Below are 20,589 nucleotides of genomic sequence, written 5' to 3' on the forward strand. Positions count from 1 at the left end.
GGTGGGCCGCTATACTTGGCCTATCATTCCCAACCGGACTCATCGCGTGCCAGAGAATACGCCGCCGTCAGAATCTCCTGACCGACAGGACGAACGTTACGACCGTCAGATGTTTCGCATCCTGCGTAATATTGACCTCAATCTGTTGACCATCTTCGAAGCCGTGTACGTACACAAAGGTATCGTCAATGCCGCGAAGATACTCAATATCACGCCGTCGGCCATTAGCCAGTCAATAAACAAACTGCGGGCGCTGTTCCCCGATCCGCTGTTTATCCGTAAAGGCCAGGGCGTAACGCCCACCGCCTATGCCACCCATCTTCACCAGTACATCAGCCGCGGTATGGAGGCTTTCCTCAGCGCGCTGGATATCACCGGCAGCCCGCATCAGCAGCGGGTGATCACTATCGCCACCACGCCAGCCATGGGGGCGCTGCTGATGCCTGGCCTGGCCAGCGCGCTGAAGCCGGTCTTTCCGCAGATCCTGCTGCACAACATCGCCCTCACCGACGCCGCGCGGCAGCTTGACCAGCGCCAGGTGGATTTGTTGATTGATACCCATCTGCACAGCGGCCAGGCGATAAGCCATCACGTGCTGTATCAGGAACGGGTGCAGATGTACTGCCGCGCTGGGCATCCCGCGCTGGAGGGTCCGCAGGATGAATCCGCCCTTGCACAATACGAGTTTGCGCTGCTGCTGCCGGAAGGCCAGCGCTACCCTACGCTGCACCGTCGGCTGCAGGAGGAGATGGGCGAGCGCCGCTGCGGTTTCAGCACCTTCAACCTGCTAACCCAGGCGGCAATGATCGCCGAGAGCGACATGCTGGGGCTGACCACCGAGCGCCTGTTCGCCATGGTATCCCGTCTCTGGCCGCTACAGACCCTGGACTTCCCCTCCCTGCGGGAAGAGCAGATTGATGTTGCGCTGCACTTCAATAAGCAGAGCGGGAAAGAGCCATTGCTGAAAGAGATCATTGAGACCGTGATCCAGGCGTTTAAGGCGTAGCGCACGGAAGGGAAAAGGATAAAACAACAACTATTTTACAATTTGCCGGGCAGGCAGGCTGCTTTCTGCCCCTTTTCAATGGTATACTGCCTGCTCTTGATTCAAAAATAGTTGATAATTGCAACATTTCATTGAATTAATTCGCTTTCCTTCGTGACTCGCAACTGGAACACGCACGCTATGAGTAAACCCATTGTGATGGAACGCGGTGTTAAGTACCGCGACGCCGATAAAATGGCCCTTATCCCGGTGAAGAACGTGGCAACTGAGCGTGAAGCTCTGCTCAGAAAACCGGAATGGATGAAAATCAAACTTCCGGCAGACTCGTCCCGTATCCAGGGAATCAAAGCAGCGATGCGTAAGAACGGCCTGCACTCCGTGTGCGAAGAGGCCTCCTGCCCGAACCTTGCAGAGTGCTTCAACCACGGTACCGCGACCTTTATGATCCTCGGCGCGATCTGTACCCGCCGTTGCCCATTCTGCGACGTGGCGCATGGCCGCCCGGTCGCGCCAGATGCGAACGAGCCACAGAAGCTGGCGCAAACTATCGCCGATATGGGGCTGCGCTACGTGGTGGTCACTTCGGTGGACCGTGACGACCTGCGCGATGGCGGCGCACAGCATTTTGCCGACTGCATCAGCGCCATTCGCGAGAAAAACCCGACGATTAAAATCGAAACGCTGGTCCCGGATTTCCGCGGCCGCATGGATCGCGCCCTGGATATTCTGACGGTGACCCCGCCGGACGTCTTCAACCACAACCTCGAAAACGTACCGCGCCTCTATCGTCAGGTGCGTCCGGGCGCGGATTACAACTGGTCGCTGAAGCTGCTGGAGCGTTTTAAAGAAGCGCACCCGGAGATCCCGACAAAATCCGGCCTGATGGTGGGCCTGGGCGAAACCAACGACGAGATCATCGAAGTCATGCGCGACCTGCGCCGTCATGGCGTCACCATGCTGACGTTAGGCCAGTATCTGCAGCCGAGCCGTCACCACCTGCCAGTGCAGCGTTACGTTAGCCCGGAAGAGTTTGAAGAGATGAAAGCGGAAGCCATGGCGATGGGCTTCACCCACGCCGCCTGCGGCCCCTTCGTTCGCTCTTCCTATCACGCCGACCTGCAGGCTAAAGGGATGGAAGTTAAATAACCTGCCGCTTCTCCCGCTGCGTCACGTCCTGGCGCAGCGGCGCTCTCCGCTTCATTCGCTTCGCCTTCCCGTAACAGTTAGTTGCATCTTTCCTGCGCGGCGTCGACAAAAACGACAAAGGCCGCAACGTCAAACGTCGCGGCCTCTTCGCCGTACCACCCGCATCCCGCCAGGGGACGCAGCCGGAGAATTACTCTTTATGAGAGAGCTTCTGCGCCGGTGCTTCGTCTTCAGCGGTGGTTTTTTTCGCGCTATCGTCATCTTCGTTCATGGCTTTTTTAAAGCCCTTGATAGCCGACCCCAGGTCGCCGCCCAGCGTACGTAATTTTTTGGTACCAAACACTAAGATAATCAGTGCTGCGACTACCAGCAGTTTGGTAATACTAATCTCACCCATAGCTAACCTTCTTCTCTATACAAGCTGCGAATACGCCATCATACACGCATTTATCCGTCATATTGTAATCCACCTGTGCGTGGGCTGCGTGATTCAGCCCGAGGCCTCCCCTCCGGGAGTGAGCGCTGGGGTGTCCGTCCTGACGTGCACAGCGAATTATTGGGATAAACAATACGGGTATTTGGCGCGCGGACACAATAGCAATCTGTAACAAGGTGAATCAAGCCTTGTTTAAAAAAACGTCACAATAATTGCGGTGGCGCAAACCGTCGGTTCTGCAGCACCGGCAAACGCTCGCGAACCCGCGCAAGGTAGTCTGCGGAAATATCGGCATAGATCAGCTGCGGCTCGCTCCCCGCGCCCGCCACGGTGGTCCCCAGCGGATCGACGATGCGGCTCTGCCCGATGTTACGCGTCCCGCATTCGCCTGCCGCCACGACGTAGCAGGTCGTGTCCAGCGCGCGCGCCGCCAGCAGCGTCGCCCAGTGATGCTCTTTTTGCGGCCCTTTCACCCATGCGGTGGGCAGCACCAGCAGCTGCGCCCCGTTCAGCGCCAGCGACAGCGCCAGCTCCGGAAAACGCAGATCGTAACAGGTCATCAGGCCAACGCGGAAACCCGCCACTTCAATCACCGGCGGGATTTGCCGGCCGGGATCCACCCGCCGGGACTCCTGCATTGCGAAGGCGTCGTATAAATGAAGTTTGTGATAATGGGCAATAACCTTCCCTTCACGCAATACCACCAGCGTGTTGGTTGCTCTCCCCTCCCCCGACGGCACATGCAGCGTCAGGATCGTCGTCAGGCCGTTACGCGCGCTCTCGGCTAGCAGCAGCTGTAAAAACTCTCCATCCAGCGTTTGGGCCGAGTTCACCGACAGATCCGGGTCGTTGTCATCACGTGCCAGCAACGCCTCCGGCAGCACCAGCAGCGCCGCCCCTTCACGCGCCGCCTGCTGCATCATCGCCACACAAGTTTGCGCATTCGTCCGCCATACTGGCGTGACGATAAACTGCCCTGCCGCTACCCGCATGTTTTTCTCCCGTCAGGTTATGAATAGCCAATTGCGCCCGTTGCGCGCTACACTTGACACTCTCTTACATCAAATAGCAGGAAACGACCGTGTTTCAACTTCTTTGCGCCGTTTTTATTGGCGGCGGCACCGGCAGCGTTTTGCGCTGGTGGCTCGGCATGAAGCTCAATCCTGTGCATCATGCTATCCCGATTGGGACGCTGACTGCCAACCTGTTAGGCGCCTTTGTGATCGGCGCCGGGCTGGCGTGGTTTAATAGACTGACCGGCATTGACCCGATGTGGAAACTGCTGATCACCACGGGTTTCTGCGGCGGGTTGACCACCTTCTCCACCTTCTCTGCGGAAGTGGTGTTTCTTCTGCAGCAGGGGCGAGTGAGCTGGGCGCTCCTCAACGTCGCGGTGAACTTGCTGGGCTCGTTTGCCATGACGGCTGTCGCCTTCTGGCTCTTCTCGCAGGCCGCCAGCCGCTAAAGGCGTAATCAACAGGCAAAAAAAAACCCGCTGATTAGCGGGTTTTTATATTCTACTGACGCGTTGCTTACAGAGCGATTACGTTTGCAGCAGAAGGGCCTTTGGCACCGTTAGTGATTTCGAACTCTACGCGCTGACCTTCAGCCAGAGTTTTGAAACCGTTGGACTGGATTGCAGAGAAGTGTACGAATACATCTTTGCTGCCATCTTCCGGAGTAATGAAACCGAATCCTTTGGACTCATTAAACCACTTAACGTTACCTTTAATCTTAGACATCAAAATTACCTTTATATGAAAAATCGACACTAATGCTGTGTCGGGTATCAGTACACCAATTGTGGTACCTTTTGTCCAGTGCAACTTTGCTAAAAAGTGATAAAAGTCGCTATCTTTTTTAGTGGGTAACGCTTTAGTCCTTGTTTTTCCACAAGACGCATCGCTTATCTCATTTATTGCTAAGACTTAGCGAATTAAAACTGTATGCGAGCCCAGGCGAAGTAAACGTTACCGTTATTGTAGGTACCGGGAATATAGGTCATCTGGAACGTTGCCGGACCGTAACCTATTGACGCTAAGGGCAAGATCACCGGAATCGGGATGTAGTTCCAGTTATCGCGCGCCGTCACCCCGAGGGTATAGCCGAGACCGAGGCGGAAGTTCTGGTCCGTCAGCGGACGCCAGGTTTTCTCCCAACCGTAGCCGCCGATGGGTTCCCACTTATTGAAAGAGTCTTTAAACGCCATCAGGTACAGGCCGTGCCAGTTCCCTTTCTCATCCCAGCGCGAAACGCCGAAGCCTGCCCCCCACGGACGTTCATTATACTTGTCCGTCTTTTCCTTATCATAAGCAAAGCGCGCGTGCCAGGTGATGGCTGGAACGTACAGATCATAGTGCTCCGGCTCATTCCAGGTCTGCGCAACGTTATTACTTAAGGTATGGTAACCTTCGCTAAGGGTCGATGAAAACGACGCGCTGGCGTTTCCGGATACCAATAACCATCCTAAAAAACCAAGAGAAAACAATGAAAAACGACGTAACATCAACACTTTTCTATTACCACTTTCATTTAAAAGCCACCTAAGATAGCAAAGATAGTCTCAATACAGGTTGAACGAAATAAGGCAAACTCCTGATTTTCGCCCGCTGACCATCAGAACCGCTTAACTATCCATCTGGTGATTATATCCAGGCGGGACGGGAGGGGCGTAGTTCTTATCGCTTTATTGATTTGCATCAGCGAGTTTCGTCCGTTTTTTCGGCACATTCGCACATTAAAATTTGGTGTGGCGCTTTTTAACTACATATTCTTTGGGCTTAGGGGAAATGAATGCTGACGTTTGTTGAGATCCTGATCGGGATTGCGGTCATTGTGGGCGTCGCCCGCTATATCATTAAGGGCTATTCAGCCACCGGCGTGCTGTTCGTCGGCGGCTTAATATTGCTGATCGTCAGCGCCCTGCTGGGTCATAAAGTCTTACCAGGCAATACCGAGGGCACCGGTTACTCCGCCACTGACATTATTGAATACATTAAGATTCTACTCATGAGTCGTGGCGGCGATTTGGGTATGATGATCATGATGCTGTGCGGTTTCGCCACCTATATGACGCATATTGGCGCCAATGATATGGTGGTGAAATTAGCCTCAAAGCCATTGCGCTATATCAATTCGCCCTATCTGCTGATGATTGCCGCCTACTTTGTCGCCTGCCTGATGTCGCTGGCCGTCTCCTCCGCGACCGGCCTCGGCGTCCTGCTGATGGCGACGCTGTTCCCGGTGATGGTAAACGTTGGTATCAGCCGCGGTGCGGCGGCGGCCATCTGCGCCTCCCCGGCGGCGATAATCCTTTCGCCTACCTCGGGTGACGTCGTGCTGGCGGCAAAAGCGGCCGAAATGCCGCTGATCGACTTTGCCTTCAAGACCACGCTGCCGATCTCCATCGCCGCTATCATCTGCATGGCGATCGCCCACTTCTTCTGGCAGCGCTACCTGGATAAAAAAGAGAACATTTCCCACGAAATGCTCGACGTCAACGAGATCACCACCAATGCCCCGGCGCTGTACGCCATCCTGCCGTTTACCCCGATTATTGGCGTACTGATCTTTGATGGCAAATGGGGGCCGGAACTGCACATTATTACCATCCTCGTCGGCTGCATGCTGCTGGCGGCGATCCTCGAATTCCTGCGCGGGTTCAACACCAAAAACGTCTTCAGCGGACTGGAAGTCGCCTACCGCGGGATGGCTGACGCCTTCGCCGGGGTGGTGATGCTGCTGGTCGCCGCCGGCGTTTTTGCTCAGGGATTAAGCACCATCGGCTTCATCAACGGTCTGATCTCCATCGCCACTTCCTTCGGCTCGGCCAGTATTATTCTGATGCTGGTGCTGGTGATCCTGACCATGCTGGCGGCGATGACCACCGGCTCCGGCAATGCCCCGTTCTACGCCTTTGTCGAGATGATCCCCAAGCTGGCGCACTCCTCCGGCATCAATCCCGCCTATCTGTCGATCCCGATGCTGCAGGCCTCTAACCTTGGCCGCACGATCTCGCCGGTCTCCGGCGTGGTGGTGGCCGTCGCCGGGATGGCGAAGATCTCCCCGTTCGAAGTGGTCAAACGCACCTCGGTGCCGGTGATGGTTGGCCTGCTGGTGGTGATTGTCGCGACCGAGATCCTCGTCCCGGGCAGCGCGGTCCGCTAATGGTCTAACCACGTGAAAAGGCGCCAGCACGCGCCTTTTTTATGCTTTAATAACTCCCCGTTATCTTTTGCCATCCACAATCAGGAATAAACATGTTCAGGAAGGAATTCGCCGCGCTTGCCCTTGTGCTTACCGCCACTCAGGCCGGCGCTGAACCGCTCACCGCGACGCGATACGCTGATTTTGACCGCTATGTCCTGGCCCTCTCCTGGCAAACCGGATTCTGTCAGAGCATGTATGACCGTAACCGCAACGAACCGGAAGAGTGCCGCCTGCAGCAGGAAACCGCGAATAAAGCCGATTTTCTGACCGTGCACGGCCTGTGGCCCGGGCTGCCAAAGTCCATTGCCGCGCGCGGAGTGGATGAACGACGCTGGATGCGCTACGGCTGCGCCACGCGCCCGCTGCCCGACATGCCGGAGGTGAAAGCGAACCGCAAATGTCAGGCGGCGGAGACGGGATTGTCGCTGGAGATGGCCAACAAACTGAATAGCGTAATGCCGGGCGCGGGCGGCACCTCCTGCCTCGAACGTTACGAATATGCCAAACATGGTGTCTGCTTCGGCTTCGATCCCGACAGCTATTTTGGCGCCATGGTGCGCCTGAACGGGGAAATTAAGCGCAGCCCGGTTGGTGATTTCCTTGCCAAACACTATGGCCAAACCGTCAGCCGGGCCGACTTCGACGCCGCCGTGGCCCGCGCCTGGGGTCCGCAGAGCGTGAAGGCATTTAAATTAACCTGTAACGGTAATCCTGCCTATTTGACCGAGATGCAAATCTCGCTCAACGCCGCGACCATCAACGCCCCACTGGCCACCTCCGCCTTTCTGCCCCAGCCTCACCCGGGTAACTGCGGCGCGCAGTTTATCCTCGATAAGGTTGGCCACTAGCGCAACGCGGCATACTGTTCAGAAAACGTCCTTCGCCGGAGGCGTTGCGCGCTGATTGTGCGTTTCATCACTTCAAACTGCCGGCAACTCTCAGTATGATGGAAGAACCTTAACCCTTGCCTTTTTCGGCGAGGGTTTTCTTTTACGGACAGGTTCCTGGATAACATGGAGTATGCAATGACCAGACCCGCAATCATCATTAACGAACTGGATGCCGAACGTATCGACAGGCTGCTGGAGCAGCCGGCTTTCGCCAGCTCGCCGGTTGCCGATGCCCTGAACGACGAGCTCGACCGCGCGCAAATGCTGGCGCCGGAAGCGATGCCGCACGATGTCGTCACCATGAACAGTACGGTTAAATTCCGCGATTTAACCAGCGGCGAAGAGCGCGTGCGGACGCTGGTGTTTCCGACGCAGGTGACCGACAGCGCCAGCCAGCTCTCCGTCCTCGCGCCGGTGGGCGCCGCGCTGCTCGGCCTCAAGGTCGGCAGCACCATTCACTGGGAGCTGCCGGGCGGGGCGTCGACGCACCTGGAAGTGCTGGCGCTGCTGTACCAGCCGGAAGCCGCTGGCGAATTCCACCGTTAATCCCCGCTGCCTGAGGCGTATCGCGCTTTATTCAGAGGATGTCCACACATCCTCTTTCTGCTGTCTTTCCCCCCGCTAACCTTTTTTTACGCTTTGCGCCTGCCTGACTGACAGTTTTGCGACCTGAATGACACAATATCCGCATATAATATGTTGATATAGACGCAAACGAAAAAGAAGGATTGCATATGTATAAGACTATCATTATGCCGGTTGATGTCTTTGAGATGGCGCTGAGCGATAAAGCCGTCCGGCATGCGGAGTTTCTGGCCCAGCAGGACGGGGTGATCCATCTGCTCCACGTCTTACCCGGTTCAGCGAGCTTCACGATGAGCCGTTTTACCGCCGACCTGCGGCGTTTTGAGGAACATCTGCAGCACGAGGCGGAAACCCGCCTGCAGACCATGGTCAGCCATTTCAGCATTGACCCATCGCGGATCAAGCTGCATGTGCGTTTCGGCAGCGTGCGCGACATGGTCAACGAACTGGCCAGCGAAATAAACGCCGACGTGGTGGTGATTGGCTCACGCAATCCCTCCATCAGTACTCACCTGTTGGGCTCCAACGCCTCGAGCGTCATCCGTCACGCCCATATCCCGGTGATGGTCGTCAGGTAAGGCTGCGGAAAAGCGCATAAAAAAAGAGGCTACCCCTGGGTAGCCTCTTTGTTATGCAGGTCTATTGTCTGACTTGTTATGCGGTTTTCGTGCGGATCAGGTAGTCGAAGGCGCTCAGCGACGCTTTCGCCCCCTCCCCTGCCGCGATGATAATCTGCTTGTACGGCACGGTGGTGCAGTCACCGGCGGCGAATACGCCTTTAACGTTGGTTTCGCACTTCGCATCGATGATGATCTCGCCCATGCGGTTACGCTCAACCGCGCCTTCCAGCCAGGTGGTATTAGGCAGCAGGCCGATCTGCACGAAGATGCCCGCCAGCGCGACGTGATGCTCATCGCCGCTCACCCGGTCACGATACTGCAGACCGGTGACCTTGCTGCCGTCGCCTTTCACTTCCGTGGTCTGCGCATTGAGAATGATGTCGACATTCTTAAGACTGCGGACTTTATCCTGCAGCACCTGGTCGGCCTTCATCTCCGGTGCGAATTCCAGCAGGGTCACGTGTTCCACGACGCCCGCCAGGTCGATGGCGGCTTCCACGCCGGAGTTCCCCCCGCCGATCACCGCCACGCGCTTACCTTTAAACAGCGGGCCGTCGCAGTGCGGGCAGTAGGTTACGCCCTTGGTGCGATACTGATCTTCGCCCGGCACGTTCATGTTGCGCCATTTCGCCCCGGTGGCAATGATGACGCTGCGCGCCTTCAGCACCGCGCCGGAGGCGGTTTCGATCTGATGCAGGCCGCCCTCTGTCGCCGCTGGCGTCAGTTTGGTCGCGCTCTGGGAGTCGATCACATCGACGTTATAGTCGCTAACGTGCGCTTTCAGGGCCCCGGCCAGCTTCTGGCCTTCGGTTTTCGGCACCGAAATGTAGTTTTCGATATCCACGGTATCCAGCACCTGGCCGCCGAAGCGCTCGCCCATCAGGCCGGTACGAATCCCTTTACGCGCAGAGTAAACCGCGGCCGCCGCGCCGGACGGGCCGGAACCGACGATCAGCACATCGTAAGCGTCACGCTGATTCAGCTCTTCCGCTGCGCGTTTTTCCGCACCGGTGTCCACTTTGGCGACGATTTCCGTCAGCGTCATCCGCCCCTGACCAAACTCCTGGCCGTTCATGAACACCGCCGGCACGCCCATCACGTTGCGCTCGGTGATCTCATTCTGGAAAGTACCACCGTCAATCGCCGTATGTTTGATACGCGGGTTGAGCACCGCCATCAGGTTCAGCGCCTGGACCACGTCCGGGCAGTTATGGCAGGAGAGCGAGTAGTAGGTTTCAAACTCGAAGTCGCCATCGATATCGCGGATCTGCTCCAGCAGAGACTGGGCCTCTTTCGACGGATGACCGCCGGTCCACAGCAGCGCCAGCACCAGCGAGGTAAACTCGTGGCCCAGCGGGGAGCCCGCAAAGCGTGGGCCCTGGTCGGAACCGGGGTTAGTAATCAGGAACGATGGCTTGCGTACCGCCAGCGTGTTGTCTTCTTTAAAGGTGACTTTGTCTGACAGTTCAGCAATTTCAGCCAGCAGTTCCCTGATTTCTGCCGATTTAGCGCTGTCATCCAGCGTGGCAATCAGCTCAACAGGCTTGGTCAGCTTCTCAAGATAGGCCTTGAGCTGGGTTTTCATGTTGGTGTCGAGCATTGTTATCTCCTGGGCTTAAAACATCATCATGCAAGCGGCCTTATCAGGCTGCCTGAATGCGCTTGCATCATGGTGTTGGAATGAAATGGGCGCAGGTGCGCCCATGACTGAAGTAATTTCCAAAGTATTTCGCGTCAGAGCAAGGCGGCTAGCCAGAGAATCCCCGAGAGCTTACTGAAGTAAGCGACCGGGATGAGCAGGCGACGCCAACGCAGCTATGGCATGAAAGACGACGGAAATTTTAATTCACCAGTATTTCGCGTTAGAGCAAGGCGGCAAGCTTATGAACCCCCGGGAGCTTACACGAGTAAGTGACCGGGGTGATTAAGCGCAGCCAACGCCGCTATGATGCGAAAGACGCCGTGATTATTAGATTTTGCCGACCAGGTCCAGGGATGGAGCCAGCGTCGCTTCGCCTTCTTTCCATTTCGCCGGGCACACTTCGCCTGGGTGGGAAGCAACATACTGCGCCGCTTTGATTTTACGCAGCAGGTCAGACGCGTCACGGCCGATACCTTCAGCGGTAACTTCGATCGCCTGGATGATACCCTGCGGGTCAACCACGAAGGTGGCGCGGTCAGCCAGACCTTCATCTTCACGCATGTTGTCGAAGTTACGGGTCAGGGCGCCAGTCGGGTCGCCAATCATCGCGTATTTGATTTTCGCGATGGTTTCAGAGCTGCTGTGCCACGCTTTGTGGGTGAAGTGGGTATCGGTAGAAACAGAGTAAACGTCTACGCCCAGCTTCTGCAGTTCTTCGTAATGGTCAGCCACGTCGCCCAGTTCGGTCGGGCAGACGAAGGTGAAGTCAGCCGGATAGAAGAAGAAGACGCTCCAGCGGCCTTCGGTGTCTTTCTCGGTGACTTCGATGAATTCACCATTTTTGAATGCCTGGTTTTTGAACGGTTTGATTTTGGTGTTAATTAAGGACATCTATACTTCCTCCGTGTTTTCGTTGAGGTCTAAGTTAACGAATTTTTCCTGACCCGACCAATGCGTTTACATTATCGAATCAATAAGCGTTATCTAACAACCGGAACAAGACAACAATGTGAACCTGTCGACGCGTTCAGCGCAGTTCGCTGTTATTCGCATCATTTGCCGCGACAAAAGTAAAAAGGCCACCCTTTCAGGCGGCCCCGTTACCTGAAATACCCGAAGGTAGGTTCAGCGCCAGTCAGACTGGCTATGTGTTGCGCTCTACATTACCTTAATGTAACAGCATCCAGGATTACATCACCCACGCCAGGAAAGGGCAATCCGTCGTTCTGCTGATCCTGCCTATAACTGTAATAGGTTTGGCAATGTTTCTTCCTTTCCTGCTGATTTTACAAGGAATACTCATGTTAAAACGTCTGCTGTTGCTCAGCCTTTTGCCTTTTTGTAGCTATGCGGAAGAACTGCCCGCCCCGGTAAAAGCAATTGAAAAACAGGGCATTACCATCATCAAACCCTTTGACGCGCCGGGGGGAATGAAGGGCTGGCTGGGGAAATACCAGGATATGGGCGTCGCCATCTACCTCACGCCTGACGGCAAACATGCCATTTCCGGTTATATGTACGACGAAAACGGCAACAACCTCAGCGAGCAGTTATTTCAAAAAGCGCTCTACACGCCGGCGGGACAGGAGATGTGGAAGAAGATGGCCAGCGCCCACTGGCTGCAGGATGGCGACAAAGACGCCCCCATCGTGCTGTATGTCTTTGCCGATCCCTTCTGCCCTTACTGCAAACAGTTCTGGCAGCAGTCCCGTCCCTGGGTGGAGGCCGGTAAAGTGCAGATCCGCACCCTGCTGGTGGGCGTGATCAAGCCGGAGAGCCCGGCCACCGCCGCGGCGATCCTCGCCAGTAAAGATCCGGCGAAAACCTGGCACGATTACGAGCAATCGAACGGCAAAATGGCCCTGACAATACCGAAGGCTATCCCGCCGGAGAAGATGAAAATGCTCAACGTCAACCAGCAGCTAATGGACGATCTGGGGGCCAACGTCACGCCAGCTATTTATTATATGAATAAGGATAATATGCTGCAGCAGGTGGTCGGCCTGCCGGATAAAGAGAAGCTGTCTATTATGATGGGTGAAAAAGAGTAATTCCGTCCCGGTGTGGCGCCTGGCAAAACCGACCTCTGGTGCCACTACCGATAGTAAGATATATTAAGCAAAACTTAACTTTATTTGCCCACAATTAAATTCACACCACAAATACTAAGACGCAAGATATTATCGTTAGAAATATTTTAACTTACACTGGCAATAAACAGGACTGTGTTAATGGCAAATCTTTACGATCTGAAAAAGTTCGATCTAAATTTATTGGTTATTTTTGAATGTATCTATCAGCATTTAAGCATCAGCAAAGCGGCGGCGATGTTATTTATCACCCCGTCAGCGGTAAGTCAGTCATTGCAGCGTCTGCGTCAGCAGTTAGACGATCCGCTATTTGTGCGCGTCGGGAAGGGAATGACGCCCACCACCGCCTGCGTGAATCTTCATTACCACCTGCAGCAAAATCTGGAGCAGCTGGAAAAAACGATCAATCTCAATAACCGCTCCGATCTGCGTAAACGTATTGTAATATATGGCCCCCCGCTGTTCTGTTCAGTAAACAGCCACTTTATGATTAACCAGCTTTGTCATCAGGCCAACTTGCAAATTGAGCATCATAACCTGACCACCACCGAATCGGCTGAGGAGCTGCTGGCATATCGCCAGGCTGACCTGGTGTTCACCCGAATGCCCATCACCAACCGCGCCACCATCTGTCAGCCCTATCAGACGGTGCAGACCCTCGCGGTGTGTCGGACGAACCATCCGCGGCGCGAGGCGCTCACGTCAGTTGACGCGCTGGCGCAGGAGTTTTTCACCCACTATATTACCAACGATCCCGTTATCCAGCGCGTTCAGCAAAGCAGCACGCCCTGGCTGAACCCGCGTAATATTGCCTTTCGCAGCGACTCTTTTATGACCATTCTTAACATGATCAATAAAACCGATCTGATTGGTTTCTTGCCGTCCTATTTATATGATTTTATTTCGCCAGCCATGCAACTTCACGTCCTCGATATAAACGAACTTTTTCCAGACATTACGATATATATTAACTACCATCAATCATCCGCACAAAATCATTTTTTATCTGAATTAATCACCATTTTAATGAATGAAAGAGAGATATCACGTCCCCAATTCAATAACAGCCAATAACGATCCGACTTATTGCCCCTCCCCAAAGGAAGGGAAAGTCGACCATTAATTTCCCGCTCGTCATCGTTTATACTGAGCGAACGGGAATCTCTAGTATTAAAGGATTAATGGTCATGTCGTTTATCAAATATCCCTTAGCGGAATCGGTGCTGCAGGCGACGGAGCAGCGGATCGATTGGGTTATGGATAATTTTTCACGCATTTGCGTCTCTTTCTCTGGCGGAAAAGACTCTACCGTTATGCTCCATTTAACCGCGCAGGCAGCGCGGTTACAGGGTAAGAAAATCAGTGTGCTGTTTATTGACTGGGAAGCGCAGTTCTCCTGCACCATCGCTCACTGTGAAAAACTGCGCGCCCTCTATCAGGATGTTATCGATACCTTTTACTGGGTCGCCCTGCCGCTCACTACCCAAAATGCCCTGACGCAGTATAAGCCGCAATGGCAATGCTGGCAGCCCGGGACCGCCTGGGTCCGCCAGCCCCCCTCCTGGGCCATTACCCACCCGGGCTATTTTTCGTTTTATCAGCCGGGGATGAGCTTTGAAGCCTTCGTCAGCCACTTTGCCGAGTGGTTTTCACAGCGCCGTCCCGCCGCCGTGCTGGTGGGTATTCGGGCAGATGAGTCGCTGAATCGCTTTATGACCATCTCTTCTCAGCGAAAACAGCGCTTCGCCGACGATAAACCGTGGACCACCTCGGCGCCGGGCGGCCACGCCTGGTACATCTACCCGCTCTATGACTGGAAAACCGCCGATATCTGGACCTGGTTTGCTAAAAGCGGCCAGCCCTATAACCCGCTGTACGATCTGATGTATCAGGCCGGTGTGCCGCTGCGCTATATGCGCATCTGCGAACCCTTCGGTCCTGAGCAGCGCCAGGGGCTATGGCTGTACCATGTGCTGGAGCCGGAGCGCTGGGCCGCGATGTGCCAGCGGGTGAGCGGCGCGCACAGCGGCGGCGTCTATGCCGGGCATGATAATCAATTCTACGGTCACCGAAAAATCGACAAACCGGACCATTTGACATGGAAAAGCTATGCGCTGTTTCTGCTCGACAGCATGCCGGAAACCACCGCCGAGCATTACCGCAATAAGATCGCCGTCTACCTGCGCTGGTACCAGAAAAAAGGCATGGAAGAGATCCCCGACACTCAACCCGCGGACGTTGGCACCAAAGATATCCCCTCCTGGCGACGGATCTGCAAAGTGCTACTCAATAATGACTACTGGTGCCGCCAGCTCTCCTTCAGCCCAACCAAAAGCAGCCACTATCAGCGCTACCGAAAACGTATGGAAAAACATCGCCAACAATGGGGGATATTATGCAACAACAACTAACGCAGGCGCTGGAGAATTTCCTGCAAACGCTGGATGACGAAGCGCGTATCGAGGCTATCAACGCGTTTCGCCAGGTGCTCCACCAACACAGTCCCTTCCGCTCGCAGCCCGTTGACTTTGTGCTGTGGGTCAAACAGGAGCAGGTTATCCCGAACGACTATAATCCGAATAACGTGGCGCCGCCGGAGAAGCGCCTGCTGCAGACCTCGCTGGAGGCCGATGGCTTTACCCAGCCGGTGGTGGTCATCAGGCAGGGACCGCAGGGGTACGCGATTGTCGACGGTTTTCACCGCCATGAGCTGGCCTGCAGCAAAGCGTCGCTGAAAAAAAAGCTGAAAGGCTATCTACCGGTCACCTGCCTGACGCATGAAAACGCCTCACGCGACGGGCTGATGGCAGCGACAATACGCCACAACCGGGCGCGCGGACGCCACCAAATCCACGCCATGTCAGATATTGTCCGCGAGCTAACCCGGCTCGGCTGGACGCCGCAGAAGATCGGCAAAGAGCTGGGGATGGATGCCGATGAGGTGCTGCGCCTGAAGCAGATTAGCGGCCTGGCAGAGATGTTCGCCGACCGCCAGTTCTCTCAGGCGTGGACCATAAAGTAACTACAGCTCGCACAAACGCGCCGCCGCGGCCAGCAGGGTCTCCGGTTGTTTAGCGAAGCACAAGCGGATCAGCTTATGCGGGAACGGGTCGGCGCAGAAGACGGAGAGCGGGATCGCCGCCACCCCAACCTCTGTCGTCAGCCAGCGGCAGAAGCTGACGTCGTCAAGGTCGGAGATGGCGCTGTAGTCCGCCAGCAGGAAATAGGTCCCCTCACAGGGCAGGAGCTCCAGCCGGCTGGGGCGCAGCGCCTCAATAAACAGATCGCGGCGTTCACGGTAAAAGGCCGGTAGTTCTTGGTAGTGATCCGGCGCCTCGCGCAGCATGTCGGCGATCGCCAGCTGCGCCGGGGTATTTACCGAGAAGGTCAGATACTGGTGCACCTTGCGCAGCTCCGCGCTGATGGCCGCCGGGGCCACGCAGTAGCCAACCTTCCAGCCGGTCATATGAAACGTTTTGCCAAACGAAGAGACCGCCACCGCCCGCTCGCGTAATAGCGGATGCGCCAGCACGCTGGCGTGGCCGTCCTCGGCAAAGTTGATATGCTCATAGACCTCGTCGCTTAGAACATAGATCTCGCGTTCGGCAATCGCCTGCCACAGGGCGGCAAAATCCTCGCGTTGCCAGACCGTGGCCGAGGGGTTGTGCGGGGTGTTGAGGATCACCAGCCGGGTTTTGTCGCTCAGCGTCGCGGCAAACTGCTGCCAGTCGACGCGAAAATGCGGCGGCTGAAGGGCAATACGGCGTAATTCGCCGCCGGCCAGCGCCACCGCGGGAGCATAGCTGTCGTAGCTGGGATCGAAACAGACCACCTCGTCGCCGCGGCGCACCAGAGCGGTAATCGCCGCGTACAGGGCCTCCGTCGCCCCGGCGGTGACCGTGATATCGCTGTTGACGTCGGGTCGATATCCATACCGCTCCGCCGTCTTGTCAGCGATCGCCTCGCGCAGCGCCGGCACGCCGGTCATCGGGGCATACTGATTCGCCCCCTGCGCCACGTGGTACGCCAGACGCTCCTGAAGATAGCGCGGGCCGTCGAAATCGGGAAAGCCCTGCGACAGGTTTATGGCCTGATGCTGCTGGGCGAGAGCGCTCATCTGGGTAAAAATGGTGGTGCCAAGTGACGGGAGTTTACTCTCTGGAATCAATGGGTTATTACTCATTCTTTTTGTACCGATTGTAATGCTGTTGTTGAAGCCACTATAACACGATGTTAATATTTGGCAATCAAGACGCTTAGACGTCTAAATGCTAATGTTATTCCACGCTACGCCCACTCTGGAGAAACCATGATCCGCGCCATCGTGACCGACATAGAAGGCACCACCAGCGATATCCGCTTCGTGCATAACGTGCTGTTCCCCTACGCCCGCGAACGACTGGCCGGCTTTGTGACCGCTCAACAGCACGCTGAACCGGTGAGAACGATCCTCGACAACTTGCGCCGCGAGACAGACGCCCCCGCCGCCAGCACCGCCGACCTGATTGCTACCCTCTTCGCTTTTATGGACGAAGATCGGAAATCCACTGCGCTGAAGGCGCTGCAGGGGATCATCTGGCGCGACGGCTACCTCAACGGCGACTTTACCGGCCATCTCTACCCGGACGTGCTGCCGGCGCTGGAGAAATGGAAAGCACAGGGCATTGATCTGTATGTATATTCTTCTGGCTCCGTGGCAGCGCAGAAATTGTTATTTGGCTACAGCGATGAAGGTGATATTACTCATCTGTTTACGGGCTATTTCGATACCCTGGTAGGCGCCAAACGCGAAGCGCAGTCCTACCGCAATATTGCTGAACACCTGGGCCACGCCCCCGGGGCCATCCTGTTCCTGTCGGATATCCATCAGGAACTCGACGCCGCCGAAGCCGCGGGGTTGCGCACTGTCCAGCTGGTACGCGGCGACCGCGACCCGGCAAGCCGCCACCCTCAGGTTCAGCGTTTTGACGACATTCATCCGGAGCAGATCCCAGCATGAGCGCATTAACCCTTTTTTTCGTGAAAGATCCGCAAACGCCGGTCTGGCACAGCACCGACGCCAAAGCGATTCAGGAGCAGCTAAACGCCAAAGGCGTCCGTTTTGAGCGCTGGCAGGCTGACCGCGATCTCGGCGCGGCCCCCAGCGCAGAAACAGTGATTGCCGCCTATCAGCATGCGATTGACAAACTGGTCGCCGAAAAGGGCTATCAGAGCTGGGACGTCATCAGCCTGCGCGCCGATAACCCGCAGAAAGAGGCGCTGCGGGAAAAATTCCTGAACGAACACACTCATGGCGAAGACGAGGTGCGGTTTTTTGTCGAGGGCGCCGGCCTGTTCTGCCTGCACATTGGCGACGAGGTGTTCCAGGTGCTGTGCGAAAAGAACGATCTGATTTCGGTTCCCGCCCACACTCCGCACTGGTTTGATATGGGTTCAGAACCGAACTTCACCGCCATTCGCATTTTTGATAACCCGGAAGGCTGGATCGCCCAGTTTACCGGCGACGATATCGCCAGCGCCTACCCACGGCTGGCGTAACGTCGCCCTGTCATCAGCCTTAAACCGCCTGGCGCGCGCTTTCCCGGAGGCGGCGCATACCGCGCCTTCTCCGGGATAGCCGACCCGCCGCCGGCGATCCCTGACACCTAAACCGCAATAAACTTCGGCGGGTCAAAGGCGGTGATCGGCGGCAGTTCCTCTCGCCACGGGGCGATCTCCACCCAACAGCTCTGGGCGCTACAGCCCTGTCCCAGGCGCGAACTGCCGCGATCCTCGGTTAACACGTTGGGATTACCGTGCTTATCGAGGGATCCTTTTTCATTCGGATCCAGAGGGTCATACCACGCGCCGGTGGACATCTGTACCACCCCCGGCAAAATCTGCTCGCTCAGGTGCACGCCCGCCAGAATCGCCCCACGGTCGTTATACACTTTCACCACGCTGCCTTCGCGAATGTCTCTTGCCTGCGCATCCTGCGGATGCATCCACAACGGCTCGCGTCCCTGAATTTTCGTCGCCCGGCTGACGCTGCCGTGGTCGTACTGACTGTGCAGACGGGCGCGCGGCTGACTGGAGAGCAGATGAAGCGGCCAGCGCGCCGCCTCCTGTCGCTGCCGGGCGGCCTCTTCCTCATCCCACCAGGGATGGCCAGGGCATTCGCGATAGCCAAACCCGGCGACGGTAGCGGAAAAGAGTTCAATCTTGCCGGAGGGCGTGGAAAGCGGATAGCGCTGCGGATCGGCGCGAAAATCGGCGAGAAAGACCTGCGGCCGCGCCGGCGCGCTGTACTCCAGCACCCCTTGCTGCCAGAAGTCTTCGAACGAGGGCAGCGCAATGCCCTCCTCCTGCGCCCGCGGTCTTGACTCCTCATAGAGATGGCGCAGCCATTGCCCGGCGTCCCGCCCCTCGCTGAACTGTTCTCCGAAGCCCAACCGCCCGGCAAGATCGAGGAAAATAGCGTAATCATCACGCGCTTCGCCCACCGGCGGGATCTGCGCGCTCATGGCAATCATAAACCCGTCGTGACCACCGCTGCCGATATCCTCTCGCTCCAGCGAGGTGGTAGCCGGCAGAACGATGTCGGAGAATTTGGCCTGCGCGGTCCAGTACTGCTCATGCACCACCACCGTCTCCGGACGGCGCCAGGCCTCGCACAGTCGGTTAATATCCTGGTGATGATGAAACGCATTGCCTCCCGCCCAGTAGACCAGACGGATGTCGGGATAATGCAGCTGCTGACCGTCGAACTCATAGGCTTCTCCCGGGTGCAACAACATATCGGACAGCCGCGCCACCGGGATGACGCTGCCCACCGCATTCTCCCCGGCGGGCAGGCGCGGGCCGGAAAACGCTTTTCGCACCGCGCCCGCCAGGTTGGTACAGGCATAGCCAAACCCGAGGCCGCCGCCCGGCGTGCCGATCTGTCCCAGCAGCGCGGTCAGGGCCACCGTCGCCCAGTAGGCCTGCTCCCCCTGACGGGCGCGCTGGATAGACCAGGAGATATTCACCATCGTCCGGTGGCGGGCCATCTCCCGCGCCAGGTCGGCGATGCGCTGCGCGTCCAGGCCGGTTATCGCCGCCGCCCACGCCGGGGTTTTCGCCACGCCGTCATGCTCGCCCAACAGATAGGCACGATAGGGGGCAAACCCGACGGTATGGCTGGCGACAAACGTCTGGTCGTAGAGGGACTCAGCGATCAGCACATAGCTCAGCGCCAGCAGCAGTGCGGTATCGGTACCCGGCCGAATAGCCAGCCACTCGGCGTCGGCCACCGCGCTGAGGTCATTGCGCACCGGACTAATATTAATAAACCGCGTGCCGTTGGCCTGCATCTTATCCAGCCAGTACGGCAGCATATGGTCATTGGCGCCGCCGCCGTTGACCTGGGCATTGCGCAGCGGCAGACCGCCAATTGCGACAAACAGCTGACACTCCCGCGCCAGCTCGGAAAAATGGGTATGCTGACGGTGCAGCGGGCTCAGCGGCCCAAGAATATGCGGCAGAATGCGCTCGCCCGCGGCGCTGCTATAGGTATTGGTGCTGGCGGTATACCCGCCAAAGCCCTTAAGAAAACGGTGCAGCTGGCTCTGCGCATGGTGAAAGCGCCCGGCGCTGGCCCAGCCGTAGGAGCCGCCGTAAATCGCCTCATTGCCGCAGCGCGCCTTGACCGAGCGCAGCTCGCGAGCCACCAGGTCCAGGGCCACCTCCCAGCTGACTTCGACAAAGGGCTCCTTGCCTCGCCCTTCTCGTGACGCCGGCCCGTGCTGCAGATAGCCGACGCGCACCGCCGGGCGGCGAATGCGCGTTTGGCTGGTCACCGCGTCGGGGAGAGATTGACCGATGCGTGAGGGGTTTTTATCCCAGGGCACCGGCTTAACCGCCACGATCTCGCCCTCGCGGCTCTCCACCTGCCAGGTTCCCCAGTGCATCACCGTATAATTATGCTGTTTCTTCATAGCGCCCGCG

At 56.9% G+C, this 20,589-nt stretch carries 21 protein-coding genes; 13 read left to right on the forward strand and 8 right to left on the reverse strand.

All coding sequences use genetic code 11. From position 1 onward, the window contains the following. Window positions 1-46 precede the first annotated feature (46 nt). Both ACOI7D_RS05365 and lipA read left to right on the forward strand, forming a co-directional pair. Window positions 47-1,006 (forward strand): YbeF family transcriptional regulator, encoded by a 960-nt coding sequence (locus tag ACOI7D_RS05365; protein ID WP_023288829.1) that lies wholly within the window; start codon window positions 47-49, stop codon window positions 1,004-1,006. A 180-nt stretch (window positions 1,007-1,186) separates the two neighbouring features. Continuing rightward, window positions 1,187-2,152, forward strand: coding sequence for a lipoyl synthase (lipA, locus tag ACOI7D_RS05370; RefSeq protein ID WP_023288828.1), 966 nt, complete (start codon window positions 1,187-1,189; stop codon window positions 2,150-2,152). A gap of 190 nt (window positions 2,153-2,342) precedes the next feature. Here the strand turns inward: lipA and tatE are convergent, their stop codons facing one another. Both tatE and ACOI7D_RS05380 read right to left on the reverse strand, forming a co-directional pair. Continuing rightward, complete coding sequence (gene tatE, locus ACOI7D_RS05375; protein ID WP_023288827.1) at window positions 2,343-2,549, reverse strand: twin-arginine translocase subunit TatE; 207 nt, start codon at window positions 2,547-2,549, stop codon at window positions 2,343-2,345. A 242-nt stretch (window positions 2,550-2,791) separates the two neighbouring features. Then, window positions 2,792-3,580, reverse strand: a complete 789-nt coding sequence (locus ACOI7D_RS05380) for a deaminated glutathione amidase (RefSeq protein ID WP_023288826.1) — start codon at window positions 3,578-3,580, stop codon at window positions 2,792-2,794. Between the two features lie 89 nt (window positions 3,581-3,669). On the opposite strand from ACOI7D_RS05380, the gene crcB reads away from it, so the two are divergent. Then, window positions 3,670-4,053 carry a fluoride efflux transporter CrcB gene (crcB, locus tag ACOI7D_RS05385; protein WP_002894459.1) on the forward strand — a complete coding sequence of 128 codons (384 nt, stop codon included), beginning with the start codon at window positions 3,670-3,672 and terminating at the stop codon, window positions 4,051-4,053. A 67-nt stretch (window positions 4,054-4,120) separates the two neighbouring features. Here crcB and cspE read toward each other — a convergent pair whose 3' ends face one another. Beyond that, window positions 4,121-4,330: a transcription antiterminator/RNA stability regulator CspE gene (cspE, locus tag ACOI7D_RS05390; RefSeq protein ID WP_002439184.1), complete on the reverse strand. Its 210-nt coding sequence runs from the start codon at window positions 4,328-4,330 to the stop codon at window positions 4,121-4,123. A 194-nt stretch (window positions 4,331-4,524) separates the two neighbouring features. Next, window positions 4,525-5,046, reverse strand: coding sequence for a lipid IV(A) palmitoyltransferase PagP (pagP, locus tag ACOI7D_RS05395; protein ID WP_223171797.1), 522 nt, complete (start codon window positions 5,044-5,046; stop codon window positions 4,525-4,527). 335 nt (window positions 5,047-5,381) lie between these two features. On the opposite strand from pagP, the gene dcuC reads away from it, so the two are divergent. The 4 genes from dcuC to uspG all read left to right on the forward strand — a co-directional run bounded on the left by dcuC (window position 5,382) and on the right by uspG (window position 8,850). Beyond that, window positions 5,382-6,755 (forward strand): anaerobic C4-dicarboxylate transporter DcuC, encoded by a 1,374-nt coding sequence (gene dcuC, locus ACOI7D_RS05400; RefSeq protein WP_048297043.1) that lies wholly within the window; start codon window positions 5,382-5,384, stop codon window positions 6,753-6,755. A 92-nt stretch (window positions 6,756-6,847) separates the two neighbouring features. Beyond that, window positions 6,848-7,645, forward strand: coding sequence for a ribonuclease I (rna, locus tag ACOI7D_RS05405; RefSeq protein WP_023288823.1), 798 nt, complete (start codon window positions 6,848-6,850; stop codon window positions 7,643-7,645). A gap of 177 nt (window positions 7,646-7,822) precedes the next feature. Continuing rightward, entirely contained in the window at window positions 7,823-8,233 is a 411-nt protein-coding gene (gene rnk / locus ACOI7D_RS05410) for a nucleoside diphosphate kinase regulator (RefSeq protein WP_032455114.1), read from the forward strand. A 188-nt stretch (window positions 8,234-8,421) separates the two neighbouring features. After that, complete coding sequence (gene uspG / locus ACOI7D_RS05415) at window positions 8,422-8,850, forward strand: universal stress protein UspG (protein ID WP_002894401.1); 429 nt, start codon at window positions 8,422-8,424, stop codon at window positions 8,848-8,850. A gap of 76 nt (window positions 8,851-8,926) precedes the next feature. On the opposite strand, the gene ahpF is transcribed toward uspG, so the two are convergent. Continuing rightward, complete coding sequence (gene ahpF, locus ACOI7D_RS05420; protein ID WP_017899084.1) at window positions 8,927-10,492, reverse strand: alkyl hydroperoxide reductase subunit F; 1,566 nt, start codon at window positions 10,490-10,492, stop codon at window positions 8,927-8,929. A gap of 369 nt (window positions 10,493-10,861) precedes the next feature. Then, a complete protein-coding gene (gene ahpC, locus ACOI7D_RS05425; RefSeq protein ID WP_002894394.1) occupies window positions 10,862-11,425 on the reverse strand; it encodes an alkyl hydroperoxide reductase subunit C in 564 nt (187 codons plus the stop codon). Window positions 11,426-11,835: 410 nt separating this feature from the next. Here ahpC and dsbG point away from each other — a divergent pair, with 410 nt between their 5' ends. The 4 genes from dsbG (at window position 11,836) to ACOI7D_RS05445 (ending at window position 15,646) form a co-directional block, all read left to right on the forward strand. Beyond that, window positions 11,836-12,585, forward strand: coding sequence for a thiol:disulfide interchange protein DsbG (dsbG, locus tag ACOI7D_RS05430; RefSeq protein ID WP_023288821.1), 750 nt, complete (start codon window positions 11,836-11,838; stop codon window positions 12,583-12,585). Between the two features lie 180 nt (window positions 12,586-12,765). Continuing rightward, window positions 12,766-13,698, forward strand: coding sequence for a DNA-binding transcriptional repressor CitR (gene citR, locus ACOI7D_RS05435; protein WP_109546544.1), 933 nt, complete (start codon window positions 12,766-12,768; stop codon window positions 13,696-13,698). Window positions 13,699-13,811: 113 nt separating this feature from the next. Then, the gene (locus ACOI7D_RS05440) at window positions 13,812-15,035 is read left to right on the forward strand and encodes a phosphoadenosine phosphosulfate reductase (protein ID WP_023288819.1); all 1,224 of its coding nucleotides are present in this window, start codon (window positions 13,812-13,814) and stop codon (window positions 15,033-15,035) included. Continuing rightward, window positions 15,020-15,646 carry an IbrB-like domain-containing protein gene (locus ACOI7D_RS05445; protein WP_109546545.1) on the forward strand — a complete coding sequence of 209 codons (627 nt, stop codon included), beginning with the start codon at window positions 15,020-15,022 and terminating at the stop codon, window positions 15,644-15,646. Before ACOI7D_RS05440 ends, ACOI7D_RS05445 begins: the two co-directional genes overlap by 16 nt. Here the strand turns inward: ACOI7D_RS05445 and ACOI7D_RS05450 are convergent, their stop codons facing one another. Further along, window positions 15,647-16,792: a pyridoxal phosphate-dependent aminotransferase gene (locus tag ACOI7D_RS05450; RefSeq protein WP_162543137.1), complete on the reverse strand. Its 1,146-nt coding sequence runs from the start codon at window positions 16,790-16,792 to the stop codon at window positions 15,647-15,649. A 141-nt stretch (window positions 16,793-16,933) separates the two neighbouring features. Here ACOI7D_RS05450 and mtnC point away from each other — a divergent pair, with 141 nt between their 5' ends. Then, window positions 16,934-17,623 (forward strand): acireductone synthase, encoded by a 690-nt coding sequence (gene mtnC / locus ACOI7D_RS05455; protein WP_023288816.1) that lies wholly within the window; start codon window positions 16,934-16,936, stop codon window positions 17,621-17,623. Further along, on the forward strand, window positions 17,620-18,162 hold the full coding sequence (locus ACOI7D_RS05460; protein WP_109546546.1) for a 1,2-dihydroxy-3-keto-5-methylthiopentene dioxygenase: 543 nt from the start codon (window positions 17,620-17,622) through the stop codon (window positions 18,160-18,162). Before mtnC ends, ACOI7D_RS05460 begins: the two co-directional genes overlap by 4 nt. 107 nt (window positions 18,163-18,269) lie before the next feature. Here ACOI7D_RS05460 and ACOI7D_RS05465 read toward each other — a convergent pair whose 3' ends face one another. Further along, the gene (locus ACOI7D_RS05465) at window positions 18,270-20,579 is read right to left on the reverse strand and encodes a molybdopterin-dependent oxidoreductase (RefSeq protein WP_109546547.1); all 2,310 of its coding nucleotides are present in this window, start codon (window positions 20,577-20,579) and stop codon (window positions 18,270-18,272) included. Window positions 20,580-20,589 lie beyond the last annotated feature (10 nt).

This window comes from Klebsiella sp. C360 (genome assembly GCF_048822415.1).
Classification (GTDB): Bacteria; Pseudomonadota; Gammaproteobacteria; order Enterobacterales; family Enterobacteriaceae; genus Klebsiella; species Klebsiella quasipneumoniae.